This is a genomic window from Agrobacterium sp. LR_9, assembly GCF_041954855.1.
GTDB classification, from domain to species: domain Bacteria; phylum Pseudomonadota; class Alphaproteobacteria; order Rhizobiales; family Rhizobiaceae; genus Agrobacterium; species Agrobacterium leguminum.
On record NZ_JAVAYA010000007.1, the window covers coordinates 182,243 to 197,284 of the forward strand.

Below are 15,042 nucleotides of genomic sequence, written 5' to 3' on the forward strand. Positions count from 1 at the left end.
CTTACAGAGCAGGCGGGCTTTGCGATTCCAGATCGGCAAAGGAGGCCGCCGGCAAAGGCCCCGCCGTCAAAAGGGTGAAATCGTAACCGGATCTGCGATCCGGCCCCAGAACATATTGCCGGTGCATGCGCAGGAAGTTGCGCTTGTTCTTCTTATAACGGTCCGGCGAGAGCGAATGCTTGAAACGGATCGGCACGATCTTCGGCTGCGGCGCATCCCTGTGACCGGTCAGGCCCACGGTATTGCACCGGTAAAGATGAATCGGATCGGTCAGGCATTGGATATCGAACCATGTCACCTCCGGGTGACGCGCAATCGAACCGACGCTCTCGCGAAGCCGGTCCGCGCTCGACAGGAACGCACATTGCAGCGCCGCCCCGCCCAAGGTCGCAAAGGACAGTTTCCGGCCATCCAGCGCATCCGGCTTCAGTTCCAGCACACGGCCGATCACGGCGAGCGCAAGGCTGGCGCCCATGCTGTGGGAAACCACCAGAACCTCATCCGCGGGCTGCTCCAGCGCCGTCAGAACGAGTGCTGCCCTCTCCTCGATCCAGTCGCGGGCAATCGGCTCATCGCGGCCGACCGCGAGCGCGAACCGCCAGTCCGCATAAAGATGCAGGGTATGAAACCGCTCCGCAAACGGCAGGAAAGCCTTCACGAAAAACAGGGCGGCGACGGGAAAGCTGATCGCCAAGAGCCAGAGAGGTAAGGCGAAAATTAAGGGCAACAGGGCAATAGCCGCCGCAAGCGCACCGCCGACAAGCATCAGCAGGAACGGAAAGATGAAGAACAGGCCAAAACGCCAGGCGTGACGGAAGTAACGCGCCGCACCGCCCTCAGCGATGATGCCGGCTCCGGCCTTGAAACCGAGCCAGATCTGCCGCCAGACGGGCGCATCCCGCAATTGCGATATCACCGCATTATGGTCGTAAACAAAAATGTCGGAGCGGGTCCGCCAGTCGCCCGCCGAGGCCTCAACCGTGAATGTTTCGCCCCCGGGCGCATTCTCCAGCGGTCCCACGGCATAATCGACATCCCATGTCTTGCCGGAGAGCGCCGCCGCCCGCTGGTAACGCAGATGATGGGCGGCCGCATCGAGCGGATCGAAACCGGGGAAATAAAGAACAAGTCGTGACTTGACGGCTGGCATGCATGAACCTTCGGCCGGAGCATTTCCAGTAAAAGCGCAATCGCTTTTACCCCAGGACAATGCGTAAAAACAAAGAGATAGCGCGCTTTTGCGTTTCGGAAGAAAGCAAATGCGCGCTAGAGACACCCGAAAGGATCGCTTGATACAGCGGGCGATGCACGTATAGTAAAAATCGCGACGGAAATGTGATTTATTTATCGGTGAGGGAAATTTGTCTGGCATCGTCGATCAAGTACTCAACGGCGTCGTCAAGGGCGCGCTGTCTGAAATCCTCACCAAGACCGGCATCCGCAAGACGCGCCGCGCGCGTCGGACGAAAAGCACCGGCTCGCTTGCCGGCGGCATCGTCGGCTCGGTTCTGGAAGCCGCGATCAACGCCGCCATCAAACCCAAGCCGGCCAAGAAGCAGGTGAGCAAAAGGCGCACCGCCGCCGCCCGCAGCAGACAACGATATCGATGATGTATCGCCTCCCCCTGCTTCCCGCCGTTTTACTACTGGCGATTTCGGGGCCGTTACAAGGTGCCGCAGAGGTTAAGAGCAGCAAAGAGATCAAGATCGGCTTCGTCGTGGAGCTTGATGGTGCTGATCGGATATCCGGCACAGCCTTCTGCAGAACTGGCAACACCTGCCGCCTGGTGGACCAGAAAAGTCCAAAATTAATTCTCGATATTGAAGTGAACAGTTTCTATAGCGAAATGGAGATTGACTGTGAGGACGATTGCTCGCTGCCGGGCGGCATGCGCGCCATAACGTTCGACAACGCTCGCGAATTCCATATTTCGGAAGGCGAAACAGGTGTATTGATACAATCAGTCTTCAGACGGTGGGAGCGGATAGGAAAAATCGTTCTCGACTTTTCTTACCCGAAGAGAACGACACGCTGGTAGCCCGAGCTTCGAGCTGCAATCAGCGATGCCACACCCGCAGTTTTTTACGCTTTCCGGGTGGAAATCGCGCCGCGACATGTTATTTAGAGGCTAACAGAAAGCAGCGGCCTTGAACCGCATGTGAAAGGAATAAGCCTATGAGCGGCATTCACGACATGATCGACAGCGAAGTGAAGAGCAACGACATCGTTCTTTTCATGAAGGGCACTCCGCAATTTCCGCAGTGCGGTTTTTCCGGCCAGGTGGTACAGATCCTCGATTATCTCGGCGTCGACTACAAGGGCATCAACGTGCTTGCCGATGCAGATATCCGTCAGGGCATCAAGGACTACTCCAACTGGCCGACCATCCCGCAGCTCTACGTCAAGGGCGAATTCGTCGGCGGCTGTGACATCGTAAGAGAGATGTTCCAGTCCGGCGAACTTCAAAACCACTTCCAAGAACAGGGTATCAGCGTCCGCGGCGCGGCCTGATTTCGGCCGGTTCATCCGGCCCACCCTGATTGTCAGAAATTTATGCCAGGCGTTGCTTCATGCAACGCCTTTGCCGTTCTTTTTGGGGCAATCCTGTGACAAATCTTTCACAATCCACCGCTTCGCGCGCAGGCTCGATGGGGCGCACGGAATTCATCGCGCTTGCCGCGATGCTGATGGCGCTGAACGCGCTTGCCATCGACATCATGCTGCCCGGTCTTCAGGAAATCGGCGCCTCGCTCGGCGTCGAAAACGAAAACCACCGCCAATATGTGATTTCCGCCTATCTTCTCGGCTTCGGCATCGCCCAGCTTCTGTACGGACCGATTTCGGACCGTTTCGGACGCCGCAAGCCGATGTTCGTCGGGCTCGCCATCTACATCGTTTCAGCCATAGCCGTGGTCTTCGTACCGTCCTTCTCCGGGCTTCTGATGCTGCGTTTCATTCAGGGCATCGGTTCGGCGGCCACGCGTGTCATCACGGTCTCCATCGTGCGTGATATCTATGGCGGACGGCAGATGGCGGAAGTCATGTCGCTGATCATGATGGTCTTCATGGTCGTGCCGGTCATTGCGCCCGGCACCGGCCAGATCGTGCTGTTTTTCGGTGACTGGCACCTGATCTTCGCTTTCATGGCGGCCATTGCCGCCGTGGTGACGGCCTGGATGTATTTTCGCCTGCCGGAAACCCTGCATCCGGACGATATCCGCCCCCTGACCGCAAGCTCCATCCTCGGCGGTTTCAAGATCGTGCTCACCAACCGTATCGCGCTCTGTTATACGCTCTCCAGCACCTTCATCTTCGGGGCGCTGTTCGGCTTCATCAACTCGGTCGAACAGGTCTATAAGGGCATTTACGGGCTCGGCGCATGGTTTGCGGCGGCCTTTGCGGGCGTGGCGCTGTTCATGGCCTTCTCGTCCTTCGTCAATGCAAGGCTGGTCGGCCGGTTCGGCATGCGCAAGCTGTCGCACGGCTCGCTGCTCGGCTTCATCGCCATCACCTTCGTCTGGCTGCTGGTGCAGGTGCTGGGGCCGGAACCGATGCCCTTTGCCATCTTCATCGTGTTCTTTGCGCTCGCCATGTTCCAGTTCGGCTGGATCGGCTCGAACTTCAACTCGCTGGCGATGGAACCGCTCGGCCACGTCGCCGGCACCGCATCGTCCGTCATGGGCTTCATGGGGACCGTCGGCGGCTCGCTGATCGGCGCGGCCATCGGCCAGTCTTTCGACGGCACGGCGCTGCCCATGGTGGCGGGCTTCTTCGCCGTCTCCATCGTCGGCCTCATCTTCGTGCTGATCGGTGAAAAGGGCGTGCTGTTTCAGGCGCATAACAAGCCGACCCGCTGAGGGGCGATAGAAAAATGAAAGGGCGCGGAATTCTGTTCCGCGCCCTTAATGTTATGACAAGTCTGCTTTCACACTCAACGTCATCCTTGGGCTTGTCCCAAGGATCTAATCACGTCAACAAAATCGGGATGTTGCAGATGCTCGGGACAGGCCCGAGCATGACGAAGGAGAGATTTGAGGACGTGGCAGACAGGCTTGTGAAGGCAAGAAGCTGAAATTCGCGTGAGCGCACCTCAAACCGTAAAAATCTTCTCCCGCAGCAGTTCCCACGTCTCCTGATCCGGCGCGAGCAGCAGCCCGCCATCCACATGGCTCGGCAGATAGGGCGAGCCGTCGAGGCGTGCCGCGTAAGCGCCCGCCTCCTGCGACAGCAGCGTGCCGGCCAGATGGTCCCAGGGCATCAGCTTGTTATACATCAGGAAATGCATGTGGCCGCCGCAGAACAGGCGGTATTCATGCGCCGCGCAGCGATAGCTGGTGAAGAGCCGCACATCGGCGAGGTTCGTCAGGATCTTGCGCCGTGTCTCCACATCGAAATAGCCGGTATTGGCGATGCCGACCATCTGCGACAATTCCGGGGCCGGCACGACCGACATCTGCGTCTGCGAACCGTCGGCGCTGCAAAGCCACGCGCCGGAACCCTTTTCGGCAATCGCCCAATCATTGCCCATCGGATCGAAGATAAGGCCGGCAACGGTCTCACCCTTGGAGATGACGCTCATCATCACGCCGAAAAGCGGCAGGCCGGAAGCGAAATTATAGGTGCCGTCGATAGGATCGACCACCACGGCAAGATCGGCATCGGCAAGCTTGCCCAGCAGCGAGGCATCCGCCGCCACCGCCTCTTCGCCGATGAACAGTGCATCCGGCATGATGTCCTGCACACGCGCACGGATCAGCCGTTCGGCGGCCTCGTCGGCTTCGGTGACGAGGTCTATCGCCTCGGTCTTCATCCGCACATCGCCTTCGCCCAGATTACGGAACCGCGGCAGAATTTCTACTGCCGCCGCCTCCTGAAGCGCATTGGCAAGAGAGGCGATGTCGAGTTCGAGAGCCATGGGCGATATCCTTCTATTTGAGCGCGATGTTATAAGGCGACGATTTCCCGTCGCAGCATCTTCCAGCTTTCCTTATCGGGAGCAGACAGAATGCCGCCCTCCGTTTGCCCCGGCCGATAGGGCGTATTGTCGAAACGGGCCGTGTAACCGCCCGCCTCCTGATGAATGAGCACGCCGGCGAGATGATCCCACGGCATCAGCTTTTCATGGCCGATGAAATGCAGCTTGCCGGCCGAGGCGAGCCAATATTCATGCGCCGAGCAGTTGAGCGACAGCGCCATCTTGATCTTGGCCATATTGGCCGCAATCACCGGCCGGCGATCCTGATGGCTGTGGCCCCAGGAAAAGATGCCGACCATGTCGGACAATGGCGCGGGATCGGCTACCCTGAGCTTCGCCTGCGAACCGTTCCTGCGGTTGAGAAACGCGCCCTCGCCTTTCAAAGCGACGATTGTATCGCCCATCACCGGATCGTGGATGATACCCGCCACCGTCTCGCCCTTGACGGTGACCGCAAGCAGCGTGCCGAAAGCGGGAAAACCGGAAGCGTAATTGAACGTGCCGTCGATGGGGTCGATCACGAAGGCAAGCGGCGCATCGGCAAGTGCGGGAATGACGGATTGGTCCGCCTCATAGGCCTCTTCGCCGACGATGTGGGCCTTCGGAAATCGCTGCAGGAGAGCAGCGGTGATCGCCTTTTCCGCCAGAACATCGGCCTCGGTGACGAGATCGACGGCGGAGGTCTTCTCGGAGATCGCACCGGCGCTCAGGTTTCGAAAGCGGGGAAGAATTTCATTCGCGCCGGCAGCGGCGACGGTGGAAACGAGGAAGTCGATATCTTTGTCGGAAAGGCTCATCGGGCGGGGCACTTCTTCATAAGGGGGAGTTGGCCTCCCTACGCTCTTCAGGTGACGCCCCGGTGACAGAAAGCGCCGAAAAATCAAAAAGCTTGGGATCGAGCAGATGCGACGGATTGACATGGGCAAGCGCCCTCAGCATCACGTCCTTGCGGCCGGGCATACGCCGTTCGATGTCGGCCAGCATCTCCTTCATGGCATTGCGCTGAAGCCCGTCCTGCGAGCCGCAGAGGTCGCAGGGAATGATCGGGAATTCCATCGCCGCCGCGAATTTCGCCATATCCTCCTCGGCGCAATAGGCAAGCGGGCGCATGACCATCAGGTCGCCCTCGTCATTCAAAAGCTTCGCCGGCATGCCAGCCAGCCGGCCGCCGTGGAAGAAGTTCATGAAGAAGGTCTCAAGAATATCCTCGCGGTGATGGCCGAGCAGCAGTGCGTCACAGCCCTCTTCCCGCGCGATGCGGTAGAGATTGCCGCGCCGGAGCCGCGAACAGAGCGAACAGTAGGTGCCGCCCGAAGGCACCTTTTCCTTCACCACGGAATAGGTGTCGCGATATTCGATGCGATGGGGCACACCGATCTTCGCCAGATACTCCGGCAACACGTGTTTGGGAAAATTCGGCTGGCCTTGATCCAGATTGCAGGCCACCAGTTCCACCGGCAAAAGGCCACGCCATTTGAGATCGAGCAGCAGCGCCAGCAGCCCATAGCTGTCCTTGCCGCCGGAAAGGCCGACCAGCCAGCGCTTCTGGCCGTTCAGCATGCCGAAATCTTCAAAGGCCTGGCGAACGTTGCGCAACAGCCGCTTGCGCAGCTTGTTGAAGGAAACCGACCGCGGCGCGTTGTCGAACAGGGGATGCAAGCTGCCGTTTTCTTCGGACGCGTCCTGATCCGCCCCGATCCGGTCGGACCCGGCCTGATCTACAAAGTCAGTGAGAATGTTCATCATCAGCTCGCTCCGGCACGACTGCCGTTCTTAATGCAGGCAATGCCCCCATCCGCCGGCAATATCAAGCCCCGAATACCGACCAGCCTGTTTTCGTCGCCAGCATTTCCAGCGCCTGTGACCCGAGCGCCGAGTTGCCGACCTTGTTGAGACCCGGCGACCAGACCGCAATCGACGCGTTGCCTGGCGCCACCGCCATGATGCCGCCGCCCACACCGCTCTTGCCCGGCAGGCCGACATGATAGGCGAAATCACCCGATCCGTCATAATGACCGCAGGTCAACATCAGCGCATTGATGCGCCGCGCACGCCGATCCGAGACGACCGTGTGGCCCGTCAGCGGATTGCGGCCGCGATTGGCAAGGAAAAGCCCGGCACGGGAAAGCTGAGCGCAGGTCATGGAAAGCGCGCACTGGTGGAAATAAACACCGAGCGTATATTCGACGGGATGGTGCAGATTGCCGAAGGAGCGCATGAAATTGGCGAGCGCGAAATTCCGGAACCCCGTCGCCTGCTCGGATTTCGCCACCGTATCGTCGATGCTGATCGTGTCATCGTCCGCGAGGTAACGCACGAAACGCAGAAGCTCACCGATTGCCTCGCGGGGCTGGTGGCCAGCAAGCACGATATCCGTGACCACGATCGCGCCGGCGTTCACGAAGGGATTGCGTGGGATGCCGTGCTCATGCTCCAGCTGGACGATGGAGTTGAAGGAGGAGCCCGAAGGCTCGCGCCCTACCCGGTTCCACACCGTTTCCCCCGCCTTGCCGAGCGCCAGCGTCAGCATGAAGACCTTGGAGATGCTCTGGATCGAAAACGGCGTCAGCGCATTGCCGGCCGTGTAGGTGGTTCCATCGACAGTGGTGATGGCGATGCCGAACTGGTTGGGATCGACCTTGGCAAGTTCGGGAATGTAATCCGCAACCTTCCCCTCCCCGAGCCGCGGCGCCATGCTGTCGTAAATGGAATCGACGATCGCCTGAATGTCCTGCATGCAAAGCCTTCCCCGCAAACAAAAAAGCCGCCCCGAAGGGCGGCTTCCTGAATACTGAAACGCGTCGATTAACGCGAGTAGAATTCGACGACCAGATGCGGTTCCATGACGACCGGGTACGGAACGTCGGAGAGAGCCGGAACGCGGGCGTAGGTCGCAACCATCTTGTTGTGGTCAACTTCGATGTAGTCCGGAACGTCACGCTCAGCGAGCTGAACGGCTTCCAGAACGGTTACGAGCTGCTTGGACTTCTGGCGAACTTCGATGACGTCGCCCGGCTTGCAGCGGTAAGAACCGATGTTGACGCGAACGCCGTTAACCGTGACGTGGCCATGGTTGATGAACTGGCGCGATGCGAAAACGGTAGGAACGAACTTGGCGCGGTAGACGATGGCGTCCAGACGCGACTCGAGCAGGCCGATGAGGTTTTCGGAAGTGTCACCCTTACGACGGTTTGCTTCGTCGAAGGTGGCGCGGAACTGCTTTTCGCGCAGTTCGCCGTAGTAGCCCTTGAGCTTCTGCTTGGCGCGCAGCTGCGTGCCGAAGTCGCTCATCTTGCCCTTGCGGCGCTGGCCGTGCTGGCCCGGGCCGTATTCGCGGCGGTTAACCGGGGACTTCGGACGGCCCCAGATGTTTTCGCCCATGCGGCGGTCAATTTTATACTTAGCCGATTCGCGCTTGCTCATCGTATTTCCTTCTCAAAAGGTTATGCCGGCCTGTTGCCAGACCGGTTCAAGGAAACACGCCCTCCTCTGAAGCCCGTTTCAGGGCCTCTGACAGGCTTCTCACATGCAAATGGAGAAACCACGGGACATGTCGGTGATATTGACCGCCGAACGTCAGTTCTTAAACTGCAGGGCAGTCAACAAAACACACCGGACATCACTGCCCGGCGTTGGGGCGGCTTCTACAGAGCTTTCACGAATTTGTCAAACAAGGCCTTTCGCTTTTTTCTGAAGTCTCCTCTTGAAAAGCGAAAGTGCCCACCCATCTCTCCATCGTGATCAGAACTCGGGCCCCTCTGGCGTGTTACCGGACAACACGTGATGTCGAGTTTGTTAAGGTTGGGGCCACGTATATGTCTGTTTCACGTCCCCCCATCCGTAAAGCCAACCTCGTCCGGCTAAAGGTTGACTGATGGACTTTCTTCTATCGGATTTTCTCGGCACCCCCACATGGATGTGGGCGGTCTTCATTTCCCTCGTCCTTGGCCTTCTCGCGCTCGATCTAGGCGTGCTGCATAAAAACTCCAAGGAAATTGGCGTTCGTGAAAGCCTGCTGATGTCGGGCTTCTATATTGTCATCGGCTTGGCCTTCGGCGGCTGGATCTGGTATCAGTCCGGCGAACAGTCGGCGATGGAATATGTCACCGGCTTCGTGGTCGAAAAAAGCCTGGCGATGGACAATATCTTCATCATCGCCATGATTTTCTCCTATTTCGCCATTCCCCGCCAATATCAGCACCGCGTGCTGCTCTGGGGCATCCTCGGCGTCATCGTCCTGCGTGGCATCATGATCGCGGGCGGCGCGGCCATCGTCGAAAACTTCCACTGGGTGCTTTATCTCTTCGCGGCCTTCCTCGTCTTCACCGGCCTCAAGATGCTGTTCTCGTCCGACCATGACGAGTCCGATATCGGCAATAACCGCATCCTGAAGTTCGTGCGCAGTCACCTTCCGGTGACAAACAGGCTGCATGGCGAGAAATTCTTCGTCAAGGAAACCGATGAGACCACCGGCAAACTCAAGACCTTCGTGACGCCGCTCTTCCTGGCGCTCATCATGGTCGAAATCGCCGACCTGATCTTCGCGGTCGATTCGATCCCGGCGATCTTCGCGATCACCACCGATCCCTTCATCGTCTACACCTCGAACATTTTCGCGATCCTCGGCCTACGCGCCCTCTATTTTGCGCTTGCCGCCCTGATCCACCGCTTCGCTTATCTCAAATATGCATTGGCTGCGGTTCTGGTCTTCGTCGGTTCGAAGATTTTCGTGGCCGACATGCTGGGCATCGCCAAGATCCCGCCCGCCGTCTCTCTCGGCGTCACCGTCGCCATCCTTGCAACCGGCATCATCGGTTCGCTGATTGCGACGCGGAAAGAAGCGAAGGCCATCGAGTAAGAATATGCGACGAGGAGGCGGAAACGCCTCCTCGCACCACTGACAAAGTCCTGAAAGCTCTCTTCCGTTATGCTCGGGCCTGTCCCGAGCACCTGCAACGTCTCGATTTTATTAAGGGACAAGCCCAAGGATGACGTCGAGAGTGAGTAGGTTTGTCAGTAAATTGAGGAGGCGAAGACGCCTCCTCTTTCTTTTTTGATGCTGAAACCTATAATCTGCATTATTACGACCAATACCAAAATCTATTTTCACAATATTAAAAACTCTCAATTCATTGCTTTAAAATGACCTTTGAACCCGTTGACCAAGCCATTTCCGAACAGAAACTCTGGCGAGCGAAGGAAATCCTTCAAGGCAGGCTCAGCCATCCTGAAGTCGATCTGGTGCTCTTTCAAAAATACGGCGAAGTGCTGCTCGAGATGAACGACCTCGTGGAAGCGGGGCGCATGTTGTTCTGCTCCGGCGCGCGCGAAGAACGTTTCAGGGAAGCGATCGATATATTCCTGTCGAGAAACAACCGGCGTGAACCGCAGCGCTTTCTGGCGCAATTGCCCTCTTCCATAAGACGGCAACGGCATCTGGCGGAATTTATCGCCTCGCCGGAATTCGAACGCAGCGGATGGACAGCGGCGCAGCTCTCCCGGGTCGCTCCCGTAAAAACGGATGTCAGCACCCGCCCCTATCAACGGCCGCACCGATTGGCCTCGGCACTTGTCATAGCCGCTATTGTTTGCGTGCTGGCTTTAAGCCTCGTCGGTCTATACACGACGATCCGCTTCGCCGTGCGGATTTTGGCGGAATAGCGATTACTCCGCCGCCAGTCTGGCATCATCCTCAGCCGCATCCGCATCGCCGGGTGCGGTTTTTGCATCGAGATCGGGGAAAGCCACGATGCGCTTGCCGGAGAAATCGGCATGCACCACCACAAGCTCCTTCTCCTCGAAATAACCGAGCAGCCGCCGCGCGCGGCGGGCGGAATGGGTGCCGTAAGCCCGGGCGATGCGAGCATCCGAAGGACAAGGCTCCTCGCGGAGAGCGGCCTTGACCAGCAGCAGGAAAACGCCCTGCAGGTCGTCGGAAACCGACGTCGACAATTCCAGCGCCTTTTGCCAGCCTTCGCTGGCCGCCATCGCCGCATCCACGCCGGAGCGGGCAATCGCCACCTGCCGGCGGAATTCCGCCAGCGTCATCGGCGTTCCGGGAATGCGGCGCATACGGGCGCGCACCAGAAAATCCTGATAGAGTACGGCATCGGTGCGATAGGCCGATTGCGGATCGTCAAGAATTTCGACAAGCACCGCGGCGATCTTCTCCTCGCGCTCCTCCGGTGTCATCTCTGGCTGCCCAGCCCGGAGCGACGGCTCGGGCGAAGGACCAACGGCCGCGGGCGTGGAGCGGGAAAGCTCGGCGAGAATGTCGTTGGTCGGACGCGGTGCAGGCGGCGTGCGGCGCACCGCGGCGCGCGTAAACTCTTCCGGATCGGGCGTAAAAATCAGGTCTTCCACATCCTGCGGCGCATCCGGCAGCGGCATCAGCTTTGGCGAGGAGGAACGCGCCGAGGTTTCCACCGGGCCGATGACGATGGGCAGCGGCCGACGCGACAGCGCCGGGCCAAGCGCCACGAAATTGCCGCGCTGCAGATCGCGGAACATTTCCGCCTGCCGCCGGTCCATGCCGAGCAGATCGGCCGCGCGCGCCATGTCGATATCGAGGAAGGTGCGGCCCATCAGGAAGTTGGAGGCTTCCGCCGCGACATTCTTGGCAAGCTTCGCAAGACGCTGCGTGGCGATGACGCCGGCAAGCCCGCGCTTACGCCCACGGCACATCAGATTGGTCATGGCGCCCAGCGAGGCCTTGCGGGCATCTTCCGTGACTTCACCAGCAACGGAGGGCGCAAACATCTGCGCCTCATCCACCACGACAAGCACCGGATACCAGAATTCACGATCCGCATCGAACATGCCGTTGAGGAAGGCGGCGGCGGCCCGCATCTGCTGTTCAATATCGAGGCCTTCCAGCGTCAGCACGCAGGAAACGCGGTGCTGGCGAATGCGGTTGGCTATGCCGGCAAGCTCCGCTTCGGTGCGCTCGCCATCCACCACCACATGACCGAACTTGTCGGAAAGCGTGACGAAATCACCTTCGGGATCGATGATGACCTGCTGCACCCATTGCGCCGATTGCTCGAGCAGCCGGCGAAGCAGATGCGACTTGCCGGAACCGGAATTGCCCTGCACCAGCAAACGCGTCGCGAGCAATTCCTCGATATCGAGCTTGGCCTGCTGCCCGCCCGCTAGGGTTCCCATGTCGATACCGACCTGCAATGTTCCATTCCCTGTGCTGCATATCATGACCGATTCCCTAAAGGGACGGCCGAACATGGTCTTTAGCAAAAAATTGTCTGTTGCGTCTCACCCGTGCCGATAATGCACAGGCAATTCGCTCTTAGCCCTGCGCGGACCTCACCCAAAAGCGTGAAGCGCCGATGCGCCGGCCAAAGACATTGAGGGCGAGCCCCAGAATGACCAGTGCTGCGCCGGCCACTTCGAAAACGGTAATATGTTCGGCAAAAGCGAGGTAGGCGCTGATAAACCCGACAATTGGCACCAGCAGCGAAAATGGCGCCACCGTTCCAGCCGGATAGCGCAGAAGCAGGTAACTCCATATCCCAGCACCCACGATCGTCGCGCCATAGGCCATGTAGATAACCACAAAAGCCATGGTCGGGGTCGCATTGGCCACCCCTTCGGCAATCGCTTCCGGCCCTTCCACCACGAGCGACAGCAGGATCAATGGCAGAACAGGCACAAGACTGGTCCAGGCAACGAAAGAGACGGCATTGACCTGACCGATACGGCGATTGACGATGTTGCCACAGGCCCAGGCAATCGCGGAGCCGACGCCCATGAGCAACGGTACCAGCGCCGCCGCCGTCATCCGCTCCACACCGATGACCGCCAGCCCGCCAAAAGCGATGATCGCGCCGAAGACCTGCGACGGCAATGGCCGTTCACCGAGGAACACCACGGCAAGCGCCAGCGTGAAGAAGGCCTGCGACTGCATGACGAGCGAAGCGAGCCCCGCCGGTAGCCCGAGCTTGATGGCGGGATAAAGCAGGCCGAACTGCACGAAGCCCATGGCCATGCCGTAAACGATCATGTGTCTCCAAGGCACATTGGGTTTCGGCAGGAAGAACACCAGGGGCACCGCCGCAAAGAGATAACGCACACCCGTCAGAAACAGGGGCGGCATATCGGCGACGCCCACCTTGATGACGACGAAGTTGAAGCCCCACAAAAACACGGTAATCAGGGCAAGAAATATATGCGGCAATGCCATTTTGTTATGTCCGAATTTCAGGCGATCGAGAGCTGCCTTACGGCGCGACCGCCCTCTTCCAGCCGAAGGAAATGAGGCCGGCGCCGATCAGGAGACCGCCGCCCGTGCGGTTGACGATGCGCTGAACCTTCGGCTTGCGGATCGTATTGCGGGCGGCACTTGCCAGAAGTCCATAAAGCGCCGCATTGACAGTGGCAAGCACCAGGAATGTGACTTCGAAAATCAGCACCTGCGGCCAGAAAGGCAGCGTCGGCACCAGAAACTGCGGCAGGAAGGCCACGAAGAACACGATGCTCTTCGGGTTCAGCGCGGTCACGATATAGGCATGCAGGAAGATTTTGAGCGGTCTTTCACGGCCGGTCACGCCCGTCCCTTCCGCCCCCTCGCCGCTGACCGGCGAACGCCACAGCTTGATGCCGAGATAGATGAGGTAAGCCGCACCGATCCATTTAAGCCCGGTGAAAAGCGCCGCCGATGTGGCAAGCAGCGCGCCGAGCCCCAGCATGGAAGCCGTCATTGCGGTGAAATCACCAAGCGCCACGCCCGTCACCGTCGCCGTGCTGGCCTTGCGGCCATGGCCCAGCGCATAAGAAATCACCAGCAGGATCGTCGGTCCCGGAATGGCAAGCATGATGGCGGATGCGGCCACGAAGGCCAGCCAGTTTTCCAGCGGCATGAGGAATCTCCCTATCTGATCTTTGGGAGCAAGCCACCAAAACCAGAAGGTATCAAGCCAAATCTTCGAAGATTATGCCGCCCTGTCATCCAACGGACGAACGGGCGGCTGCTCACGTTTCATCGCCTGTGCAAGATCGTAATTCGACTGCATGGCAAGCCATGCCCGCGCGGTGCTGACCCCTGCCCGCTCCAACCGTAAGGCAAGGTCTGGGCTGACCCCTGCCCGTCCGTTCAAGACCCGCGAAAGCGCTACGCGCGACATTCCAAGCCTTTCAGCAGCGTCTGTTACGGAAAGCTGAAGTGCGGCAATAACCTCTTCCCGTAACAACTCACCGGGATGAACAGGAAATTTCATCATTGGAACAATTCCCTTCAGTCATAGTCCTGATAGTCGACAAGTTCGACGTCGCTATCCAGAAATCGAAACGTCACACGCCAGTTTCCATTCACCCATATGGACCAGTGGCCCCTCATGTCACCCTTTAACGGATGAAGTTTAAGACCAGGAAGATTAAGATCGGGAACGCCTGCCGCAACCTCAAGCAAGGTTAGTATTCGACCAAGCTTGGCGGCATGCGCAGGCTGAATACCCTTCGTCATCCCGGAACGATAAAAAGCTTCCAGTCCTTTGTGTCGGAAACTGACGATCATAAGAACAGCGTACCCTGTATCGCATCGCTATACAATACGTAACGGCAGAGATGCGGCGGCCTCCCCGACATTTCTTTGCCGGAGAGGCCTTTGCCAATCAAAACCGGGGCGCCCAGTAAGGAACCTCCCAATCCCGCCGCCGCTTCACCCGGGAGGGGTCAAGGCCGATATCGACCAGAAGGCGCTCTGGCAGGTCGGCAGGATCAGTCGGCGGTGCACGCGGCACCAGTGCGGCGATGAGAACCGCCTTCAGGGTTTTCCAGACACCGAATGTGACGAACAAGCGATCGACCGCATCCGGCAGCGCATATGCTACCAATGGTTGATTTTTCTGCATGGGAAATCCATCCCGGCGCGGCAAAGCGGCCAGGTCCTTTATCGATGGAAAACGACATGCCGAAACGGTGCGCGCAGCACTCATGCCACGCAAACGCGCAAGTCACATGTCGGACGAAGTGAAAATGCCAAACGGCAGGGAAATTAGGCCATAAGCCTTATCGGAGGGAGATGCCTCGCATCACATAACCGCCGATAAACATGC

The 15,042-nt window shown here is 58.9% G+C and carries 18 protein-coding genes; 6 read left to right on the top strand and 12 right to left on the bottom strand.

Annotated features, from left to right (window positions below):
• Position 1 precedes the first annotated feature (1 nt).
• The gene (locus RAC79_RS11280) at positions 2-1,150 is read right to left on the bottom strand and encodes a hypothetical protein (RefSeq protein ID WP_174039359.1); all 1,149 of its coding nucleotides are present in this window, start codon (positions 1,148-1,150) and stop codon (positions 2-4) included.
• 211 nt (positions 1,151-1,361) lie between these two features.
• Between RAC79_RS11280 and RAC79_RS11285 the strand changes: the two genes are divergently transcribed.
• The 4 genes from RAC79_RS11285 to RAC79_RS11300 all read left to right on the top strand — a co-directional run bounded on the left by RAC79_RS11285 (position 1,362) and on the right by RAC79_RS11300 (position 3,857).
• Positions 1,362-1,610, top strand: a complete 249-nt coding sequence (locus RAC79_RS11285; RefSeq protein WP_078052777.1) for a hypothetical protein — start codon at positions 1,362-1,364, stop codon at positions 1,608-1,610.
• Positions 1,607-2,038: a hypothetical protein gene (locus tag RAC79_RS11290; protein ID WP_078052776.1), complete on the top strand. Its 432-nt coding sequence runs from the start codon at positions 1,607-1,609 to the stop codon at positions 2,036-2,038. The genes RAC79_RS11285 and RAC79_RS11290 overlap by 4 nt, the downstream gene beginning before the upstream one ends.
• A 137-nt stretch (positions 2,039-2,175) precedes the next feature.
• Positions 2,176-2,511 carry a Grx4 family monothiol glutaredoxin gene (gene grxD / locus RAC79_RS11295; protein WP_003520429.1) on the top strand — a complete coding sequence of 112 codons (336 nt, stop codon included), beginning with the start codon at positions 2,176-2,178 and terminating at the stop codon, positions 2,509-2,511.
• 137 nt (positions 2,512-2,648) lie between these two features.
• Positions 2,649-3,857 (top strand): multidrug effflux MFS transporter, encoded by a 1,209-nt coding sequence (locus RAC79_RS11300; protein ID WP_065655211.1) that lies wholly within the window; start codon positions 2,649-2,651, stop codon positions 3,855-3,857.
• 233 nt (positions 3,858-4,090) lie between these two features.
• Here RAC79_RS11300 and RAC79_RS11305 read toward each other — a convergent pair whose 3' ends face one another.
• From RAC79_RS11305 to rpsD, 5 genes are all read right to left on the bottom strand, one after another.
• Positions 4,091-4,915: an inositol monophosphatase family protein gene (locus RAC79_RS11305; RefSeq protein ID WP_078052775.1), complete on the bottom strand. Its 825-nt coding sequence runs from the start codon at positions 4,913-4,915 to the stop codon at positions 4,091-4,093.
• A gap of 29 nt (positions 4,916-4,944) precedes the next feature.
• A complete protein-coding gene (locus RAC79_RS11310) occupies positions 4,945-5,772 on the bottom strand; it encodes an inositol monophosphatase family protein (protein ID WP_078052774.1) in 828 nt (275 codons plus the stop codon).
• Between the two features lie 16 nt (positions 5,773-5,788).
• Positions 5,789-6,721 carry a tRNA 2-thiocytidine(32) synthetase TtcA gene (gene ttcA, locus RAC79_RS11315; RefSeq protein WP_374997000.1) on the bottom strand — a complete coding sequence of 311 codons (933 nt, stop codon included), beginning with the start codon at positions 6,719-6,721 and terminating at the stop codon, positions 5,789-5,791.
• A 61-nt stretch (positions 6,722-6,782) separates the two neighbouring features.
• Positions 6,783-7,712 (bottom strand): glutaminase, encoded by a 930-nt coding sequence (locus tag RAC79_RS11320; RefSeq protein WP_003520424.1) that lies wholly within the window; start codon positions 7,710-7,712, stop codon positions 6,783-6,785.
• 68 nt (positions 7,713-7,780) lie between these two features.
• A complete protein-coding gene (gene rpsD, locus RAC79_RS11325; protein ID WP_003520423.1) occupies positions 7,781-8,398 on the bottom strand; it encodes a 30S ribosomal protein S4 in 618 nt (205 codons plus the stop codon).
• 451 nt (positions 8,399-8,849) lie between these two features.
• On the opposite strand from rpsD, the gene RAC79_RS11330 reads away from it, so the two are divergent.
• Positions 8,850-9,833: a TerC family protein gene (locus tag RAC79_RS11330; RefSeq protein WP_374997001.1), complete on the top strand. Its 984-nt coding sequence runs from the start codon at positions 8,850-8,852 to the stop codon at positions 9,831-9,833.
• A 284-nt stretch (positions 9,834-10,117) separates the two neighbouring features.
• Positions 10,118-10,636: a hypothetical protein gene (locus RAC79_RS11335; RefSeq protein ID WP_078052772.1), complete on the top strand. Its 519-nt coding sequence runs from the start codon at positions 10,118-10,120 to the stop codon at positions 10,634-10,636.
• 3 nt (positions 10,637-10,639) lie between these two features.
• On the opposite strand, the gene RAC79_RS11340 is transcribed toward RAC79_RS11335, so the two are convergent.
• From RAC79_RS11340 to RAC79_RS11365, 6 genes are all read right to left on the bottom strand, one after another.
• Positions 10,640-12,184: an ATP-binding protein gene (locus RAC79_RS11340; protein ID WP_236781145.1), complete on the bottom strand. Its 1,545-nt coding sequence runs from the start codon at positions 12,182-12,184 to the stop codon at positions 10,640-10,642.
• Between the two features lie 94 nt (positions 12,185-12,278).
• Positions 12,279-13,172 carry an EamA family transporter gene (locus RAC79_RS11345; RefSeq protein WP_174039362.1) on the bottom strand — a complete coding sequence of 298 codons (894 nt, stop codon included), beginning with the start codon at positions 13,170-13,172 and terminating at the stop codon, positions 12,279-12,281.
• 37 nt (positions 13,173-13,209) lie between these two features.
• On the bottom strand, positions 13,210-13,848 hold the full coding sequence (locus RAC79_RS11350; RefSeq protein ID WP_174039363.1) for a LysE family translocator: 639 nt from the start codon (positions 13,846-13,848) through the stop codon (positions 13,210-13,212).
• Between the two features lie 72 nt (positions 13,849-13,920).
• Entirely contained in the window at positions 13,921-14,208 is a 288-nt protein-coding gene (locus RAC79_RS11355) for a HigA family addiction module antitoxin (RefSeq protein ID WP_020810458.1), read from the bottom strand.
• 14 nt (positions 14,209-14,222) lie between these two features.
• Complete coding sequence (locus tag RAC79_RS11360) at positions 14,223-14,501, bottom strand: type II toxin-antitoxin system RelE/ParE family toxin (protein ID WP_174039364.1); 279 nt, start codon at positions 14,499-14,501, stop codon at positions 14,223-14,225.
• A gap of 97 nt (positions 14,502-14,598) precedes the next feature.
• Entirely contained in the window at positions 14,599-14,838 is a 240-nt protein-coding gene (locus RAC79_RS11365) for a hypothetical protein (RefSeq protein ID WP_174039365.1), read from the bottom strand.
• Positions 14,839-15,042: the final 204 nt, after the last annotated feature.